We start from the raw sequence: 19,456 nt of genomic DNA, 5'->3' as shown, positions 1-19,456 counted from the left end.
TACAATATCGAGATGCTAGCGGTTGCCGGCTGCGACATCGGCACCTGCAGCCATATCCTTTGGTTTGCTTCGTTGTGCTCTAGGGTCTGGATTGCGTTTTTGCAGTTTATTATTTGTTACCCAATAACCAGCAAACAAACTCAGAAATGCAATCAAAGAGAGCCACTCCGCGATACCCTGCTGGGAGAGCAAAATCCCCAGACTCGCGAATGCAGCAGTCAGCGCAGTCATAACCAGTACCGTCTGGCGGGCCGTTAATCCGCTGCGCATCAAAATATGGTGTAGATGATCGCGATCGGCATGGAACGGGCTCTGTCCACGGCGCATGCGGCGCACCATGACGGTCACCATGTCCATCAGCGGCAGGGCTATCACCCACAACGCTGTCACGGGTGACATCACGGCGCTTTTGCCCTGGCTGCCAAGTATCACCAGCCACAGTACGGTAAATCCGATCACCATGCTGCCAGCATCACCCATAAAAACTTTTAAACGTTTGCCGCCAAGCAGACCCATGTTCAGCATTAAGTAAGGGACCAGGGCAACGATCATAAGCAGACACCACATTGCACGTGTCGGCGAGCCCGCCAGCAAGAACACCACCATCATTGCCGCAAAAGTTGCACTAGAGACCGATCCGAGCAAACCGTCAACGCCATCAACCATATTGAATGCATTGATTGCCGCCCAGGAGGCAAACAACGTGACGATATAGCCAATCGGGCCAAGTACCAGTTCGTAGTCACCCAGAACATAGCCAAGCGTATGCAGGTAGAAACCGTTAACCATGATAATCACAGCGGACAGAGCCTGAATAAGAACACGAGGGATAACCGGCAGATCAAAGCGGTCATCGGCAATGCCCACGCATAACAGTAAGGAGATGCTCAGCAAGTAAGGAAGAAAGTGCGCTTCGCTGTGTGGCAGCACTTCAGGCCAGAACAGGTAAAACAGTACGATTGCGCAGTAGAACGAGATCCCGCCGACAAGAGGAATTTCTCCACTGTGCTGCTTACGGCCACCAGGTTTATCGACCAGACCGCACTTCAAGGCCACCACGCGAGCGATAAGGAGGACTGTCATCGCTGTTGAAAACATGATGATAATTTCTTTACTCATGGTAATACCTTTTGTTTTGGCGACGCTACCGCCCATGGCGAATGCGGATATAACCGCATACCACTGAGGATATTGATTTTGCGCACACGGAAGATGCTGTGCTAATACAGCTTATCGAATATGAGAAAAGTCCCAAGTGCCAGCATTCTATTACTTATGATTTTGCGTGTCAAAATTACATGATTGTTTGCATGCTAAGCTGGAATATGTTCTCACATGTTAATCAAAATATTAAATTCAATAAAAATTATATAAAAAACAACGACTTAAAAATGAATTTGGTTGCTGTTAAAAAATAACGATGAATTTGTTTTTTTTTAGTTCCAGTGTGTCAGCATTTGTTTTAATATGTGTTTAATTTCTTACCTTAGATATTTTAAGCACTATCAATTTATCAAGAAAATATTTTATTTATTATTTTACCACTCCTTAAATATAACTTAAACGAAATTATAAGAAAGGTTTGTTAATAACAATCCTATTTTAATGTTTTCTAGGTAGCTTGTCTCATTATTATGCGCAAGGTATTTTTCATTTTTTTTTACACTATAAAAGTGTGTAAAAATTCAGTACATAGTTATTCACGGTAATGAATTTTGTTGTCATCGCGAAAAATTTGTACGACAAATCAAAGCAATCAGAATAGTCTCAATCACATCGGGTATGGCACCCAGGCTATCTTTTTTTCACCGTTAAAACGCTTCATCACACACATACAGAAAACTGCGCAACACATTGATAATAAAGACATTTACAATGGTTTTATTAAATAAAAAAACCAAAAAAAATCTTGTTCTGTAATATTCTTACACATCCCAACATATTTTCCCACGGCATTGCAGAAACCATACCAATGATTTATGCAGCCCACGCCCCACTCTCCTTCATTTTATTACGTGGTATAAGCGAAGCGGTAGGCATTAATTTATCACTATATTACAGCACGTTATCCTATGAGCTAACCCGCGGTGAACCTTACACTGCAAAGTCTATTTAAAAACTAACAATGATAATTTTAAATACGAATCCGCACCCATTTTGTGATGTTCCAACATATTCCAGCCGCGAACGAAGTGCTGCGAAGGTGGACACACATGCAATGAGAAGGATTTATTTATCTTTTTAACTTTTCGCGAAATACCCGTGGTTAAATATTGGCTTGTTGAATAAATCGAACGTTCCGAAAATGGGGACTTCGGATCCCGTCAGTCGTTCCTGCATCCCACCCCATAGCAAAGCCAAGCTTATGATCGCCAACGGGCCGACCGACAACCCGCGCTCAAGTGGTACGGTTCACCGTCGGTCTGCCCTGAAGCGTCAGGGATGCCTTCGCAGAAGGCGCCTATGGCTGGCACGTGCTACTACCATAATTCGGTGATGAGACCCCAAACCATCGGTATTGCCATCCCCCCGCCCTGGAGAGGTTGTCTGGACATCAGAAGACAATTTATCCTGGCTAAAATAGACGCCTTCTCGGTCATTTCAACTGCCACATCGCGATCTTGATAGCGCTTTTAGGTACTTTCACTGGCAAATAGGAACACCTCAGATTCAGGAAAAGGGAAAACACGATGCGTCCAAATCCCCAGGCAAGAGAAAAGAGCAAAAGTAAACCATAAAAAATAATAGGTATTCCAGAATAATCAGGGAGGGTAGGTATCACAAATGATGATGTTTTCGGTGATGTTAAAAATATCATTGCCTCAGGTAAACAAGGTAAATGATATATAAGTTTTAATACACAAACAGACGTCGTAAACGGTAACCTCTCCTCCTCTTCAAACATAGGAATAGGCCTTGACGTAAACGCGCCAGGGGCAGGAGGTAGCCAATCAACATCAATATCAACATAATCAATTGATTTATATAAATTAAATCACAAAAAACCTCCAATGATTAACCATACAAACATGGCGCCATTGTGACTCAACAGCACCTGGCTATCAGCCCAATTCCAACAGGATACGGTTGACATCGTCAGCCTTGCTCTTTTCAGCTTCCTTTTCCACGCCTTATCATCCCCACCATAATACGGTGCCATTTAGCCTGCACCTGGTTGAATGATATTTTTATGAATATAAAGCACCGCGATACAGACACCGAAACACAGCCACAAAAATATAATTCACTGATACTACATTTATCACTAACAATGATTAAAACACTCACAATACCAATGTATAAAACAACAATCATACAGGTATCAAATAACTCACACACCCACTCCCTATCATTCAAAAATGACCAATGATTAAAATCAATAAACAGGAATAACAAATACCCTATATCTGTTTTCACAAAAAATATCTTGAGGGATAGAAAAATGAAAAAATTAACTATTTCAGCATGTGCGTTATCGGTACTGCTGCTGGCAGGATGCGTAGCAAAACCGCCCATCGCCACGGAAAGCGAAGTCAGGGATGCCGCCTCTTTCGCCCTGAACGTCGATGCATCCCAGGTGGCCATTTCGGATATTCGCCAGGATGGCGTCAAAACGAATTTTGTGGCAACCGTCGGCACCACAACTCATCGCTGCTATGTGACTAAAGCCGCGGAACCAAAATTGTATGGCGTAATATCACTGGGGGGAAGTAGCACCGTATCTGATGCTATTTGTGCAGGTGGAAATGCGGGTTCTAATACAAAAACCTGCGATGCATTATCGAAAAAATCGGGACGTTGTTAATTAGCAAAAAAACAAGCGCTATCAAAAATGGATAGCGCTTACATTTACTCATTCACGTTACACATTTTTATTATTAATAATAAGAACAGCTAACGCTCATGCCATCAGGAAATTATCCTGAGGCAATCGCCTGACGAATCTGCAGCAGCGTGGCCGGGTCATCAAGTGTGGTCAAATCCCCCGGATCGCGCCCTTCACAAATCGCCTGAATCGTGCGGCGTAGCATTTTACCGGATCGCGTTTTCGGCAACTGCGAGACAAACCAGACATGGGCCGGGCGACCAAAGTTTCCAATCTGGCTGTCAACCAGCGCCATGATGGCCTCTTTCTCAGCATGCGCGACCTCGCGATCGTCCAGGCTGTCGCTCTGTTTGGGGATCACAAACGCCACAGCGACCTGCCCTTTTAACGCATCTTTGACGCCCACCACCGCCACTTCCGCAACGTTCGGATAGCTGGAGATACTCTCTTCTATCTCACGCGTGCCCAAACGGTGCCCGGCAACGTTAATCACATCGTCGGTACGTCCTAGAATGAAGTAATAACCGTCGGCATCGCGGATGCCCCAATCAAAGGTGGCGTAAACCTGGTGGGAAAAAAGCGACCAGTAAGTTTTCACAAAACGCTCGTCATCCCCCCAGATAGTCTGGATACAGCCCGGTGGCAGCGGCCCTTCGATCACCAGCATCCCCTTCTCGTTGACCGCGCAGGGCTCACCGGTCACTTCGTTGAGCAGCTGGACATTATAGCCATACATCGGCACCCCGGGGCTGCCGAGGCGCGACGGTCTGTCATCCAGCGCGCGGGCAATCGCCATGATCGGCCAGCCGGATTCAGTCTGCCAGTAGTTGTCGATAACCGGCACACCTAGCGCCTCGGTCACCCATGCGGCGGTCGGTTCGTCGAGCGGTTCGCCCGCCAAATAGAGCGCCTCCAGCGAGGAGAGATCGTGGTGGCGGATCTGTGCGGTCGGGAATTTCTTCAGCACACGGATAGCCGTTGGTGCGGAGAACATGCGGTTGACACGATATTTTTCGACGATTTTCCACCACACGCTGCAGTCGGGATAAACCGGCAGCCCTTCGTAAACAATGGTCGCCATGCCCGCCAGAAGCGGTGCGTAGACAATATAGGAGTGCCCGACCACCCAGCCAATATCCGAAGCGCAGAAGAACACGCCACCTGCTTTACCGCCAAAAATGGTGTCCATTGAGGTTGCCAGCGCCACCGCGTAGCCGCCCACGTCGCGCTGTACCCCTTTCGGTTTACCGGTGGTGCCAGAGGTGTAGAGAATGCAGGAGATCTCGTTGGACTCAAGCCAGGCTACCGGCACGCGCGCCCCTTCATGCTGCTGACGCAGCGTGGCGAAATCGAGATCGCGCCCGGCGACGCGCGCCATTTTTGCCAGCCCACGGTTCACCAGCAGCACGCGGCGCGGCTGGTGCTGCGCCTGGTCGATGGCATCATCAAGCAGCTTTTTGTACGGCATAATTTTGCCGCCGCGTGCGCCGGCATCCGCAGAGACAATCAGCACCGGTCTGGCATCATCAATACGCGCTGCCACGCTGTGCGAAGCAAAGCCGCCGAACACTACCGAGTGGATCGCGCCAATGCGCGCGCAGGCCAGCAGCGTAATCTGTGCTTCGGCAATCATCGGCATATAGACCAGCACCCGATCGCCACGCTGCACGCCGAGCGACAGCAGCATGGAGGCGACCGCGTTCACTTCGTCATACAGCTGGCGAAAGGTAAAAGTGCGCTCCTCTTCGGTCTCTGAGGAGACGGCAATCAGCGCCAGCGCGTCCGGCTGTTTGTCCAACCAGCGGTCGATGGCGTTATAGCACAAGTTGGTGGTGCCGTCGCAAAACCAGCGGACAAACGGCGGATGGCTGCTATCCAGCGTCTGGGTAAAGGGCGCCTGCCAGTCGATACGCTGGGCCTGTTCGGCCCAGAAGGTCTCCGGCTCGGTCAGGGAACGCTGATAAAACTCGCTAAAAGACATAATGCTCTCCTGTTGAACTTACGCCTGATGAGTCGTGTTTCAGATAACGAACAGATCCATATACTCATTGACCGGCATCTGCTCCAGACGGGTTCTGTCGAGGGAGACATCCAGAATGCGCTGCTGCTGGCGGGTCGGGAACTGGCGCGCCAGGTTGATTTTGAATTTATCGATAAGCTTCGGAATACCATCGGTGCGGCGGCGGGCGTGGCCAATCGGGTACTCCACCACCACCTCTTCAAAGCGCGTGCCGTCGGTGAATTCGAGGGTAATGGCGTTGGCGATAGCGCGCTTATCCGGCGCGTGGTAATCAGCGGTAAACGCCGGGTCTTCAAAGCAATGAATCTTCTCGCGCAGGGCGTCGATGCGTTTATCCTGCGCTACGTTGTCCTCATAGTCCGCGGCGGTTAAGCGACCGAACAGCAGCGGGATCGCCACCATGTACTGGATGCAGTGGTCGCGGTCGGCCGGATTATTCAGCGGGCCTTTTTTGTCGATGATGCGAATACAGGCTTCGTGAGTGCGGATGGTCACCTTCTCGATATCGGCGGCCGTTTTGCCCGCCGCCTGCATCTGCTCATGCAGGGTCATCGCCGCTTCCACCGCCGTCTGCGAGTGGAACTCTGCCGGGAAGGAGATTTTGAACAGCACGTTCTCCATCACGTAGGAGCCGTACGGGCGCTGGAAGCGGAACGCTTCGCCCTTAAACGAGACGTCATAGAAGCCCCAGGTTTTCGCCGTCAGCGCCGACGGATAGCCCATTTCACCGGTCTTCGCCATCAATGCCAGACGCACGGCGCGGGAGGTAGCGTCCCCTGCCGCCCAGGACTTACGCGTCCCGGTGTTCGGCGCGTGACGATAGGTGCGCAGCGACTGACCGTCGACCCACGCCAGAGAAACCGCGTTGAGGATCTCATCGCGCGTCAGCCCCAGCATTTCTGCTACCACGGCGGTGGACGCCACTTTCACCAGCAGCACGTGGTCGAGGCCGACGCGGTTAAAGGAGTTCTCGAGCGCAATACAGCCCTGAATTTCATGGGCCTTAATCATCCCGGTCAGCACCTGCTTCATGGTCAGCGGCGCTTTGCCTGCGGCAACAGCGTTGCGCGACAACCAGTCCGCCGTCGCCAGAATCCCGCCGAGGTTATCGGAAGGGTGCCCCCACTCGGCAGCAAGCCAGGTGTCGTTAAAATCGAGCCAGCGGATCATCGCACCAATGTTAAACGCCGCCTGCACCGGGTCGAGCTGGAACTGGGTGCCCGGCACGCGCACGCCGTTCGGCACGACGGTGCCCGGCACAATCGGCCCCAGCAACTTTTTACAAGCCGGATACTCCAGCGCTTCCAGCCCGCAGCCCAGCGTATCAAGCAGGCAGTAATGGGCGGTGTCAAAGGCCACTTTGGAGGTGACGTCGTAGTGCATCACGTAATCCACAATATCGACGATCTCACGGTCAAACTCCGGGCGAACATTCATCATCTGAGCAGACATAGGGTACTTTTCCTGTTTTTTATCGTTAGCGGTAGGGGATTACTGACGCTTATCCAGCGGCACAAATTCGCGGTCTTCCGGGCCGGTGTAGTTGGCGGAAGGACGGATAATTTTGTTGTCCTGGCGCTGTTCGATAATGTGCGCCGCCCAGCCGGTCACGCGAGCGATGACGAACAGCGGGGTGAACATTTCGGTCGGTACGCCCATCATGTTGTAGGAGACCGCCGAGAACCAATCGAGGTTAGGGAACATCTTCTTGGTGTCCCACATCACCGACTCCAGACGGTCGGCAATGTTGTACATCTTGAGCGAACCGCCCTCCTGAGAGAGTCGTTTGGCGACGCGCTTAATCACCTGATGGCGCGGGTCGGCGATGGTATAAACCGGGTGACCAAAACCAATCACCACCTCTTTGTTTTCCACCCGTTTGCGGATATCCGCTTCGGCTTCATCCGGCGTTTCATAGCGCTGCTGGATTTCCAGCGACACTTCGTTGGCCCCGCCGTGTTTCGGGCCGCGCAGCGCGCCAATGGCGCCGATAATGGCCGAGTAAACGTCAGAACCGGTCCCGGCAATCACCCGGCTGGTAAAAGTGGAGGCGTTAAACTCATGCTCGGCGTAGAGCACCAGCGAAATGTGCATCGCCTTCTCCCAGCTGGCCGAGGGCTTTTCACCGTGCAGCAGATGCAGGAAGTGACCGCCGACCGAGTCGTCGTCGGTTTCCGGCTGGATGCGTTCGCCGTTGTGGCTGTAGTGGTACCAGTAGAGAAGGATTGAGCTGAGCGAGGCCAGCAGTTTGTCGGCAATATCGCGCGCACCGGAGACGGTATGCCCCTCTTTTTCCGGCAGCGTGCAGCCCAGCGCCGAGACGCCGGTGCGCATCACGTCCATCGGGTGGGAAGCCGCCGGCAGCGCTTCCAGCACGGTGCGCACGTTGGCCGGCAGGCCGCGCAGCGCCTTGAGTTTAATTTTGTAGGCCTGCAGTTCATCGCGGGTCGGCAGCTTACCGTGGATCAGCAGATGGGCCACCTCTTCAAACTCGCAGTGCTCCGCTAAGTCGAGAATATCGTAGCCACGATAGTGCAGGTCGTTGCCGCTTTTACCGACGGTGCACAGCGCGGTGTTTCCCGCCGGTACGCCGGAAAGGGCGACGGATTTTTTAGGCTTAATGACATGGGTGCTATTTTGCAGGATCGTTGTGTCGCTCATATTGTCCTCGTCATTATTATCATGTGTAGGGTACTGAGGGTGTCCGTGTACGCCTTATTTGGCCTACTTTTTGGTATACAACGCGTCGAGCTTCTCTTCGTACTGGTAGTAGTTGATGCTCTCGTACAGCTCATTACGCGTCTGCATCATGTCGATAACGCTTTTCTGCGTGCCTTCCTGGCGCAGCACGTTGTAGACCTGTTCGGCAGCGCGGTTCATGGCGCGGAAGGCCGAGAGCGGATAGAGCGCCATCGCCACGTGGGCGCTGCGCAGTTCATCGGTGGTAAACAGCGGCGTCGCGCCGAATTCGGTGATATTGGCGAGGATCGGTACCTGTACCGCATCGGCAAACTGGCAGTACATCGACAGTTCAGTAATCGCCTCCGGGAACAGCATGTCGGCCCCCGCTTCGACATAAGCGCGAGCGCGATCGATAGCCGCCTCCAGCCCTTCTACCGCCAGCGCATCGGTGCGCGCCATGATCACGAAGTCCGGGTCGGTGCGCGCATCTACCGCCGCCCGAATACGGTCAACCATCTCCTCTTTCGAGACGATGGCTTTGTTCGGACGGTGACCGCAGCGCTTAGCGCCAATCTGATCTTCAATGTGCAGCGCGGCGGCTCCGGCCTTACTGATCGACTTCACCGTCCGCGCCACGTTAAACGCCGATGAACCAAAGCCGATATCCGCATCCACCAGCAGCGGCAGCGGGCAAACGTCGGTAATGCGGCGAATGTCGGTCAGCACGTCGTCGAGCGTGGAAATGCCCAAATCCGGCAGCCCGAGAGAACCGGCCGCCACGCCGCCGCCGGAGAGATAAATGGCCTGATACCCGGCTCTCTGGGCCAGCAGCGCGTGGTTAGCGTTAATGGTGCCAACAATCTGTAAGGGGTTTTCTTTCGTCAGCGCAGCGCGGAATGCCTGGCCTGGAGAGTGTAGAGACATATCCCGTCCTCTTGTTATCAACTTGTTACTATCGGTTGATTCAGATAAAGCAAGGGGTATGCCAACGGCTGATTTTTCACCGCTATTTTTTAAACATCTTTGATAACAATAGATTAGCCATTCACTGCGCTATTTCTGGCGATTAAAGCGTGTCAGCTAACGTTTCACTTGTTGTTCCATAACGTTTCATTGCAACATCAATGAAACATGGTCTACACCCAATATTCGGCCCTCTTTTTTTGAGCACACAATGGCAGCCACACCTCTTCCGCCACGGGTGAATGACGACAAGCCGGTTATCTGGACGGTGTCGGTAACGCGCCTGTTTGAACTGTTCCGCGATATCAGTCTCGAGTTCGATAACCAGGCCACTATTACGCCCATCCAGCTTGGGTTTGAAAAAGCGGTGAACTACATCCGCAAGAAGCTGGCGACCGAGCGCTGCGATGCCATCATTGCCGCAGGCTCCAACGGCGCGTACTTAAAAAGCCGCCTCTCCGTGCCGGTTATCCTGATTAAACCCAGCGGTTTTGACGTGCTGCAGGCGCTGGCGAAAGCCGGCAAGCTCACCGCGTCTATCGGCGTGGTGACTTATCAGCAGACGCTGCCCGCGCTGGTCGCTTTTCAAAAGACCTTTAACCTGCGCCTTGACCAGCGCTGCTACGTCACCGAAGAGGACGCACGCGGGCAAATCAACGAGCTAAAGGCCAGTGGTATACAAGCCGTGGTGGGCGCAGGGTTGATTACCGACCTCGCCGAAGAGGCCGGGATGACCGGCATCTTTATCTATTCCGAAGCCACCGTCCGCCAGGGGTTTAGCGATGCGCTGGATATGACCCGTCTGACCCAGCGGCAAAGTCGCCGCTATGCCGCCGGTAACGGCCTGCGCACGCGTTATGCATTAGACGATATGCGTGGGGCATCCGCGCCGATGGAGCAGGTGCGCCATACCATCCTGCTCTATGCACGCTCCAGCGCGGCGGTGCTGATTCAGGGGGAAACTGGCACCGGGAAAGAGCTGGCGGCACAGGCGATCCACCGTGAATATTTTGCGAAGCTCGGCCATCGTCAGGGTAAATCCTTCCCGCCGTTTGTCGCCGTCAACTGCGGGGCGATTGCCGAATCGCTGCTGGAAGCAGAGCTGTTTGGCTATGAAGAAGGGGCGTTTACCGGCTCACGGCGCGGCGGGCGTGCCGGGCTGTTTGAAATCGCCCACGGCGGGACGCTGTTTTTAGATGAGATTGGCGAAATGCCCCTCCCCCTGCAGACCCGGTTGCTACGCGTGCTGGAAGAAAAGGAGATCACGCGCGTCGGCGGGCACCTGCCGATTCCGGTCGAGGTACGGGTGATCAGCGCCACCCACTGCGACCTGGAAGCGGAGATGAAGCGCGGGCAGTTTCGCCATGACCTGTTTTATCGCCTGAGTATTCTGCGGCTGAAGCTGTCGCCGCTGCGCGAGCGACTCGCGGATATCGTACCGCTGGCAGACCGTTTTTTGCGGCAGTCGCTGGCGGCATTGAACGCGCCGTTCAGCGAAGCGGTGCAGCAGGGGCTGGCGCAAAGCCAATCGGTACTGCTGGGCTACGCCTGGCCCGGCAATATCCGCGAGCTGCGCAATATGATGGAGCGGCTGGCGCTGTTTTTAAGCGTTGATCCGCAGCCGGCACTGAACGGTGATTTTTTACGCCAGTGCCTGCCTGAACTTACAGAATGCCGCGCCGACTCGCCGCAGCCCGTCTCGCTTACGCCGCATCAGGTGCTCGCGCAGTTTAACGGCGATAGAACCGCCGCCGCGCGCTATCTGGGGATGAGCCGCACCACCTTCTGGCGTAGGCTAAAAGCGGGAGATTAAGGTATAAAAAAGCCCCACCACAGTGGGGCAAAATATATTCAAGTAAACAGGCACATATAAAAAAAACAAACTAATGAGAGTTTGCTACCTGAATTAGAACTGGTAGGTAGCGCCCAGTACTGCCTGATCGTCGGTGGCGAAACCGAAGTTCTGATCGTCTTTCAGCAGGTTGATTTTGTATGCTGCATCAACCGCGAAGTTTTTGTTGAAGTAGTAAGCCGCACCCAGCTGAACGTATTTAACCGCGTCGAAAGAACGGCCCTGGAGTTCCGCACGCTGTTGCACGTAACCCACGGTTGGCTGCAGGCCGAAGTCGAAGGTGTAACCTGCGATAGCTTCAAACGCTTTCGACTTATCGGTGAACAGAGGGTACAGGGTGTCGCCCACTTTCATGCCAACTGGGGTCATGTTGTGAGTTTCGGTGTACATGGTTGCCAGCATGATGCTGTTCGCATCGTATTTCGCACCAACGGACCATGCTTCTGCTGTATTACCGAATGCAGGGCTGTAGGTGATGTTCGCGTCACTTACCACCTGATCGGTAGTTTTAGCACGGCTGTAAGCGGCACCCAGAGTCACACCTGAATCAGGGATTTCGTACTGGAGGGAAGTACCGAAACCTTCGCCGTTAGATTTAGCGGGCTTGTCTTGACGCTCGTTAGCGCCCTGGTACTGCAGACCCAGCGCCAGACCATCAACCAGACCGAAGAAGTTCTTGTTGCGGTAGGTCAGAACACCGGTGGTACGACCGTTCATGTAGTTGTCGGTGTACTGGTAGGAGTCACCACCGAATTCGGTCAGCACGTCGGTGTAAGAACCAATATCGTACTGGATACCGTAGTTACGACCGTAGTCGATAGAACCGTAGTCCCCCAGATCCAGACCCGCAAAGGCCAAACGGGTGGCTTCAGTCTGAGAACCTTCAGGCTGGCTCGCGTTGAACTGGTGTTCAAACTGGCCAAAACCCACTACGCCGTTAGCAATCTGAGTTTCGCCTTTGAAGCCCAGACGCGCATAGGTAGCGTCAGCGTTGCCAACGGAAGAGACGAAGTCATGCTCTCCCTTCACTTTGCCATACAGATCAAGTTTGTTGCTGTCTTTGTTATAGATTTCGGCAGCGTGAGCGGTGGATGCCAGCGCCACGAGACCGATCAGAATTGCCAGCTTGCTTTTCATCATTTTTATGTTCCTTCGATTATTATTCCCCGTAGGGATTTACCCGGTAATCCAGGCTTTTTTAATGACTCGCGAGGCGATCGCGAGTCATTAAAAAAGCCCTCCCGCAAGGGAGAGCCTAAGGCTGGTTACCGAATCCAAAGAACGAGCTGGCTTCCGAACATCCCGCAATACCCGCGGGAATCAGAATCAATTTGACGCATGCCGAACGTACGTGCAGAGGCTATCATGCTCCGCATAGAACCATTCCGTATCATTTTGCCACTCATCAATTAACAAATAATGGATCGCTAAAAAACACCACACCTGCTTTATGCAGTTTTTAATTCGGTATTTTTTGTTATGCACTCGCTATCGGTGCTGTTATTTTTTCTTTTCAACATGAAAACACCCACTATCGAAAATCAGTGAAAGCGTTTACTTCAAGTCGTAAATTTATGTAAAGCCTAATATTTGAAATGCAATCACGTCAACATGAATTAATTGTTAATCAACCTCTATATATTATGTAATAAATGGCAGCAAAGCCCCATTCCAGATAGGTTCTTACCATTTATCCCTACGAAACAAAGAGTAGACGCCAGCACAATCTATTGACCAAAATCAAATTCCGACAACGAGTGTTAATGAAATTGCAATATACTTTTAATGAATGCGCTTGATTTTGCAAATCAAAATAATGTAATCGGTTAACTTTAGCAGCACATTATTCATATTTATTTAATTTAAACCGATGAAATAAAATAATATGAAAATGTACGTTAAATTTCCTGATAAGAAAAAACCCAATAACAATAAACACCGAAACAAATAGCAAGGTAATAAAATCACTGCTAATAAATAAAATAAATAAGATGCTTAAAATAAACACATAGTGCGATTTTAATTTCATCACACGTAATACCAGCATCAGTGCAGTAGAAAGATGAATACCGTAAGATGGGGAATTGGGGGACGCTCAATAAGAAAGGATGTTTTCACGTTGAAGGTGAAAACATCCGGGATAGGTTATTGCGGTTTAAACAGGATTAACTCACACCAGTGAGCTAAGCTCTTCTCGCATGTAGGAAGAGAAGAATTCAGGGTTCTTAATCACCATATGTTCACCGGACTCGACCTTCTCTGCCCATCCGGCGACTTTATCCGTAAACCCATCGCTCCAGCCTTCCTGATGGCCGCGTTCAGCTACATCGGCAGCGCTCACCGGCATACCTAATTCTTTCAAATATTTCAGAATACCCTTCGCCGTACTTTCATCCATGGACTGTGGTACAGGCTCAGACGTGTTCATACCACCAATAAAATCCAACGCTTTATCAATGACTGCTGGCATAGGCTTGTCCTTAAAATTAACCACGTAGTAATCAAGTCTATACTATGGACCGGAATCCGCCGCAATTTCAAAGGAACCGCTCACGTTATTGCACTTATTCTCGATCAAACATCACGTTTTATACCCGTTTTGCGCAAGAACTGGTGCGCACTGCGCAAAAAAAAGCCGGTACAGCATGTACCGGCTCAGCAGTCAGAACAGGATTACGCGTTGCTAACCGGCTTTTGCTCCGCACTGGATTTCGCGTTTTCCAGCATCCGGCGAACCGGCACAATCAGCACGCACAGCACCGCCGCACAAATCAGCAGCGCGATGGAGCAGCGAGCAAACAGGTCCGGCAGCATATCCAGCTGATCGGCCTTCACGTGGCCACCGATCAGACCCGCCGCCAGGTTACCCAGCGCACTGGCGCAGAACCACAGCCCCATCATCTGGCCGCGCATTCTCTCCGGTGCCAGCAGCGTCATGGTCGCCAGACCAATTGGGCTCAGGCACAGTTCGCCGAGCGTCAGCATCAGGATGCTGCCCACCAGCCACATTGGCGATACGCCAGCGCCGCCGTTGCTCAGCACGTTTTGCGCCGCCAGCATCATCAGGCCAAAACCTGCCGCCGCACACAGAATACCGATAACGAACTTGGTGATACTGCCTGGACGGACGTTTTTACGCGCCAGCGCAGGCCAGGCCCAGCTAAAGACCGGTGCCAGCAGGATGATAAACAGGGCGTTAATCGACTGGAACCACACCGCTGGGATCTCAAAATCACCGATCATGCGGTTGGTATAGTCGTTAGCAAACAGGTTAAAGGACGTTGGCTTCTGCTCGAAGGCCGACCAGAAGAACGCAGCGGAGACCAGCAGAATAAAGCACACCAGCAGGCGCGCGCGCTCTTTACGGCTCAGGCCAGCAAAGGCAAACAGGTAGATGAAGTACAGCGCAACGGACGCCGCAATCACGTACACCAGCACGCTGGCAACCGCCACCGGGTTAATCACAATGATGCCCTGGGCAATCAGGGTGATAATCACCGCCACGCCTACCGCTAACGCCAACAGCCACGCACCGACGCCGTTTTTCTTCGCCACCGGGCTGTTCCAGGTGGAGTCGAGACCCACTTCGCTGTCGTAGCGCTTCATCGCCGGTACGGCGAACACGCGGAAGATAACCAGCGCCACCAGCATCCCGATACCACCGATGCCAAAGCCCCAGTGCCAGCCATGGGATTTAATCAGCCAACCGGAAATCAGCGGCGCGATAAATGACCCCATATTGATACCCATATAAAACAGCGAGAAGCCGCCGTCACGACGGGCATCGCCCTTTTTATACAGCGTACCGACCATGACCGAGATACAGGTCTTGAACAGACCCGAGCCCAGCACGATAAACATCAGGCCGATAAAGAACAGGTTGTCGCCCATAAAGGCCGACAGCGCGATCGACAGGTGGCCAAGCGCAATCAGGATGGAGCCATACCACACCGCCTTTTGCTGGCCAAGCCAGTTATCGGCCAGCCAGCCGCCCGGCAGCGCCGCCAGGTACATGGTCCCCGCGAAGATCCCTACAATCGCCGAGGCGTTTTCACGCGCCAGGCCCATGCCGCCGTCATAGACGGTTGCCGCCATAAACAGAATCAGTAACGGGCGGATACCGTAAAACGAGAATCGCTCCCACATTTCGGTAAAGAACAGCGAACCCAACGGGTACGGATGACCGAAAAAGGTTCGGCTTTCGTTTTTATTAACAGAGGAATGCATAGTTTCTCCAGAAGGTGCGTCGTAACGCAGGTAAGTCGTGTATACCCGTCATACTTCAAGTTGCAGGTGCGTTGGCTGCGTTCGCTCACCTCAGTCACTTACTAGAGTAAGCTCCTGGGGATTCACTCCCTTGCCGCCTTCCTGCAACTCGAATTATTTAGGGTATATGCGGGCTAACCATTTTTTAATTTTGTCGATGATTAACATCTGACACGGTATTTTTTAACCATTTGATAACCATTAAGTGGTCGTGTCTAGCCCTTGCCCCGGTATTTTTAGACGAAAAGTCGACAAAGTTCTAGTTTTACAGATTTTGTATTGGAAAACCGAATGTAGTGATTGACATCACATAACCATAGGTTTATCCGATAACAATCATTTAAAAACAACTAATTAGATAAAAATTAATCGCTAAAGAAAGCCCTAATAACGGGGCAAAATAATCGTATAAAAAGTATGGAAAACGGGGTGTTCATCATAATGATGATGGGAGATCTGGATAAATCATGAGGAGAGGGATAACAGGGAAAGGGTCGCGCTATCACGTCATCGCATAGCGCAACCGGAATGCTGTTATTTCGCGTGCCAGTAGGCGCTTGAACGCACCAGCTGCGGGTCGATAGCGTCGGTCACAAAACCATCGGTCAGGTTTTTTACCACCTTCCCTTCACCGGTCAGCCAGATAAAGTAATCCGATTCTGGTACCGTAAGCTGTGCCAGGCGCGCGGCAACGGTGGCGGCATCATAGCCGGAGATCCACTCGATATTGAAACCATCAAACCCGGCCAGATAGGCTTTGTCCGCTTCGTCTTTTACCATCACCAGCGCCGTTACCTGCGGGCGCTCCGCTAGCGTTTGCAGCGTTTCCAGACGGCGACGCAGCGCCGGCATACCGGTTTCATCGCAAACATACAGCTGCCAGGCATAATCTTCCGGCACCACCAGTGAACCGCGCGGGCCGCCGATAAGCAGCGTATCCCCGGCTTTTGCTTCTATTGCCCACTGGCTGGCAACGCCACCGTCGTGGATAAAGAAATCGTAGGCCAGCTCATGGCGCTCGGCGTTATAGAGCGGCGTATAGTCGCGAGCCTGCGGGCGTACACCGTCTGCCCACACAATGCCCTCATCGGTCATCGTCGGTGGCGTCAGAGTGCTGCCAACCTGCGGGAAAAACAGCTTGGTGTGATCGTCAAAGCCACGCGAACTAAAACCATCCAGCGCCTCGCCACCCAGCACCACGCGCTGGAAAGCGTCACCAATGCGCTCAACGCGCAGGACGGTCAGTTCACGGAAACGGAGTTCATTGCGCACGCGCTGTGGGTATTTGTTCTCTTTCATTCGGCGTCTCTCTCACAAATAGATATATCTAAATCATTTGCAAATGATAATGATTGCCAACTAAACAGAAAGCAAGTTATTTTTAAGATATATGAATAACAGCGCACAAAAAATTCACGCAAAAAATTAAAATCATTAAATATCAATACATTGACAAATTTTTCATTTTCGATATTGCTAAAGATACAACTTTAGATATAAGTTAGATATATCTAAACAACACAAGGATAAACATCATGAGACCTTTCTCTGATTCTGAACATCGCGGCCGTGGTGGTCGCGGACATCGCGGCGAACGCGGTGAGTGCGAACATCGTGGCGGGCGTGGTGAGGGCCACGGCGGTGGCGGACGTCGCCAGCGCTTCTTCGGCCACGGCGAACTGCGCCTGGTGGTCCTCAGCATCCTGAAGGATAACGCCAGCCACGGCTATGAACTGATTAAAGCCATTGAGGCGCTAACCCAGGGCAACTACAGCCCAAGCCCGGGCGTTATCTACCCGACGCTCGACCTGCTCCAGGACCAGGGGCTGATTACCGTACATGAAGAGGACGGCGGGCGTAAAAAAATCGCCATTACCGCAGAAGGCATCCAGACGCTGGAAGAAAATCAGGAACCGCTGGAGCATATTCAGGCACGGCTGAAGTCCAGGATGGTCGGGCATGAGCTACGCAAAAACCCGCAGATGAAGCGGGCGCTGGATAACTTTAAGGCGGTGCTCGACCTGAAGGTGAATCAGGGCGAGATCGGCGACGCGCAGCTGAAGCAGGTGATCGGCATTATCGACCGCGCGGCGCTGGAGATCTCGCAGCTGGATTAATGCAGGACGGTGACCGCATCCTGTAAACGGCTGGCGCGGTGTTTTACCATCGCCGACACGTTGGCGCTTTCCGCCACCAGTCCGGCGTTTTTCTGGGTGATCTCATCCAGCTTCGCCACGGCACGCGTTAAATCAGACAGCCCCGTGGCCTGTTCAGACGTAGATTGACTAATCTGCGCAATCAGCTTGGTGACATTCTGTACCTGCGAGACAATGTCATCCATCGTGCGCCCGGCAGCGTGAACCTGCTCGGAGCCTGACTGCACCTTGCTGGCGCTGGCCTCAATCAGCTGACGAATTTCGTTTGCCGCCGTCGCGCTACGGCTCGCCAGATGGCGAACTTCCCCGGCGACCACGGCAAACCCTCTCCCCTGCTCGCCCGCGCGCGCCGCTTCGACGGCGGCGTTCAGCGCCAGAATATTGGTCTGGAACGCGATATCGTTAATCAAGGTGGTGATAGAACCGATGCGCTGCGTGCTGTCAGCGATATCTTCCATGGTCTGCACCACCCGGTGCATCGCCTGGCCGCCCTGCGCCGCCGCGCCGCTGGCCGCCAACGAGAGCTTATCGGCTTCCGCCGCCGTCTGAGAGTTATTCTGCACCGACGCCGCCATCTGGCTCATGGTCGCCACCGTTTGCTGCACGTTCACTACCGTTTCCTGAGTACGCTGATTCAGATCTTCATTGCCGCGCGCCAGCACATCGCTGCCGTCGCTCACGCTATTCACCTGCGTCGAGACATCGTTTATCAACCAGCGGCACATCAACCCGAGCTGGCCAACCGCGCGTAGCGTTAGGCCCAGCTCATCGCTGCGCGGCAGCGGATCAACGCTGTTACGTTCTCCGGTTGCCACGCTGAGCGCCTGTCGCGCCACATTTTCCACCGGGCGAACAATCTGCCACTCCAGTACCAGCGTGGTCAGTAAGAGGATCACCGCCGACGCCAGCACCGCCAGAATCGGCGCGCTCAGGGCCAGCAGGCTCACCGCAAGCAGCAGGTAGAACCCCAGCATAATACTTCTGACCCGCCAGCGCAGCGGGATAGCCGACAGCTTGCCCCACCAGCGTTTGCTGATAACACGACCTTTATAGAGACGCTTATTACTGCGTTCTTCGCGAAGCGCCTGATACAGTGGCTCAACCGCCGCCACCTCTTCCTCGCTGGCTTTGGTGCGAATCGACATATAGCCAATCGTTTTGCCATTACGCACCTGGGGGATGGCGTTCGCACGCACCCAGTAATGGCCGCCGTGTTTCGGGCGATTTTTGACGATGCCGCTCCACGGCTCGCCTTGCTTCAGGGTACGCCACATATCGGCAAAGGCGGCTTTTGGCATATCGGGATGGCGCACCATATTGTGCGGCTGGCTGAGCATCTCGTGGCGACTATAGCCGCTCACCTTTATGAAGGCATCGTTTACGTGGGTGATATAGCTGTTGAGATCGGTGGTGGACATCAAAGTGGTGTGGTCGTCCAGAAGCGATTCGGACGAATTCAAGTCGGGCAGGGTAGACATACGAACATCCTTTTCAGGTGCAAAGAGAAATGTATTACAATTGTTATATCGGAGGATATTTAATTAACCTTAATTGTTAATTTTGCGTTAGATCGCAAAATCGACAAAAGCCCTACTTTCCCCACGTCATTCTTTGCTGCTCCGCCGTGGCGCAAAACCTGCTCTTTTGTAGGGCAATATGCCCAGCCGCAACGCACCTCTGCGTGACCGCTT

At 52.6% G+C, this 19,456-nt stretch carries 13 protein-coding genes; 3 read left to right on the top strand and 10 right to left on the bottom strand.

Annotated features, from left to right (window positions below; translation table 11 throughout):
• Positions 1 to 15 precede the first annotated feature (15 nt).
• Entirely contained in the window at positions 16 to 1,119 is a 1,104-nt protein-coding gene (gene wecA, locus V6944_RS09160) for a UDP-N-acetylglucosamine--undecaprenyl-phosphate N-acetylglucosaminephosphotransferase (RefSeq protein WP_333498734.1), read from the bottom strand.
• A gap of 2,395 nt (positions 1,120 to 3,514) precedes the next feature.
• Between wecA and V6944_RS09155 the strand changes: the two genes are divergently transcribed.
• A complete protein-coding gene (locus tag V6944_RS09155; RefSeq protein WP_333498861.1) occupies positions 3,515 to 3,805 on the top strand; it encodes a hypothetical protein in 291 nt (96 codons plus the stop codon).
• Between the two features lie 112 nt (positions 3,806 to 3,917).
• Here V6944_RS09155 and prpE read toward each other — a convergent pair whose 3' ends face one another.
• From prpE to prpB, 4 genes are all read right to left on the bottom strand, one after another.
• Positions 3,918 to 5,807: a propionate--CoA ligase gene (prpE, locus tag V6944_RS09150; RefSeq protein ID WP_333498733.1), complete on the bottom strand. Its 1,890-nt coding sequence runs from the start codon at positions 5,805 to 5,807 to the stop codon at positions 3,918 to 3,920.
• A gap of 39 nt (positions 5,808 to 5,846) precedes the next feature.
• Positions 5,847 to 7,298, bottom strand: a complete 1,452-nt coding sequence (locus V6944_RS09145; RefSeq protein ID WP_333498732.1) for a bifunctional 2-methylcitrate dehydratase/aconitate hydratase — start codon at positions 7,296 to 7,298, stop codon at positions 5,847 to 5,849.
• A 39-nt stretch (positions 7,299 to 7,337) separates the two neighbouring features.
• Positions 7,338 to 8,507: a bifunctional 2-methylcitrate synthase/citrate synthase gene (gene prpC, locus V6944_RS09140; protein WP_333498731.1), complete on the bottom strand. Its 1,170-nt coding sequence runs from the start codon at positions 8,505 to 8,507 to the stop codon at positions 7,338 to 7,340.
• A gap of 63 nt (positions 8,508 to 8,570) precedes the next feature.
• On the bottom strand, positions 8,571 to 9,452 hold the full coding sequence (gene prpB, locus V6944_RS09135) for a methylisocitrate lyase (RefSeq protein ID WP_333498730.1): 882 nt from the start codon (positions 9,450 to 9,452) through the stop codon (positions 8,571 to 8,573).
• Between the two features lie 250 nt (positions 9,453 to 9,702).
• Here prpB and prpR point away from each other — a divergent pair, with 250 nt between their 5' ends.
• Positions 9,703 to 11,304, top strand: a complete 1,602-nt coding sequence (prpR, locus tag V6944_RS09130) for a propionate catabolism operon regulatory protein PrpR (RefSeq protein ID WP_333498729.1) — start codon at positions 9,703 to 9,705, stop codon at positions 11,302 to 11,304.
• Positions 11,305 to 11,397: 93 nt separating this feature from the next.
• Here the strand turns inward: prpR and V6944_RS09125 are convergent, their stop codons facing one another.
• From V6944_RS09125 to V6944_RS09110, 4 genes are all read right to left on the bottom strand, one after another.
• Positions 11,398 to 12,483 carry a porin gene (locus tag V6944_RS09125; RefSeq protein WP_333498728.1) on the bottom strand — a complete coding sequence of 362 codons (1,086 nt, stop codon included), beginning with the start codon at positions 12,481 to 12,483 and terminating at the stop codon, positions 11,398 to 11,400.
• Between the two features lie 1,030 nt (positions 12,484 to 13,513).
• On the bottom strand, positions 13,514 to 13,813 hold the full coding sequence (locus V6944_RS09120; RefSeq protein WP_333498727.1) for a DUF1889 family protein: 300 nt from the start codon (positions 13,811 to 13,813) through the stop codon (positions 13,514 to 13,516).
• Positions 13,814 to 14,016: 203 nt separating this feature from the next.
• Positions 14,017 to 15,570 (bottom strand): peptide MFS transporter, encoded by a 1,554-nt coding sequence (locus V6944_RS09115; RefSeq protein WP_185667889.1) that lies wholly within the window; start codon positions 15,568 to 15,570, stop codon positions 14,017 to 14,019.
• Between the two features lie 573 nt (positions 15,571 to 16,143).
• Positions 16,144 to 16,908: a siderophore-interacting protein gene (locus V6944_RS09110; protein ID WP_333498726.1), complete on the bottom strand. Its 765-nt coding sequence runs from the start codon at positions 16,906 to 16,908 to the stop codon at positions 16,144 to 16,146.
• A 236-nt stretch (positions 16,909 to 17,144) separates the two neighbouring features.
• Here V6944_RS09110 and V6944_RS09105 point away from each other — a divergent pair, with 236 nt between their 5' ends.
• Positions 17,145 to 17,726 carry a PadR family transcriptional regulator gene (locus V6944_RS09105; RefSeq protein WP_333498725.1) on the top strand — a complete coding sequence of 194 codons (582 nt, stop codon included), beginning with the start codon at positions 17,145 to 17,147 and terminating at the stop codon, positions 17,724 to 17,726.
• Here V6944_RS09105 and V6944_RS09100 read toward each other — a convergent pair.
• On the bottom strand, positions 17,723 to 19,243 hold the full coding sequence (locus tag V6944_RS09100; RefSeq protein WP_333498724.1) for a methyl-accepting chemotaxis protein: 1,521 nt from the start codon (positions 19,241 to 19,243) through the stop codon (positions 17,723 to 17,725). The genes V6944_RS09105 and V6944_RS09100 overlap by 4 nt on opposite strands.
• Positions 19,244 to 19,456 lie beyond the last annotated feature (213 nt).

It is taken from the genome of Kluyvera sp. CHPC 1.2972, assembly GCF_036759925.1.
GTDB lineage: Bacteria > Pseudomonadota > Gammaproteobacteria > Enterobacterales > Enterobacteriaceae > Kluyvera.
The sequence above is the reverse complement of the archived record's forward strand: the minus strand, read 5'-3'. Positions and strand labels throughout refer to the sequence as shown.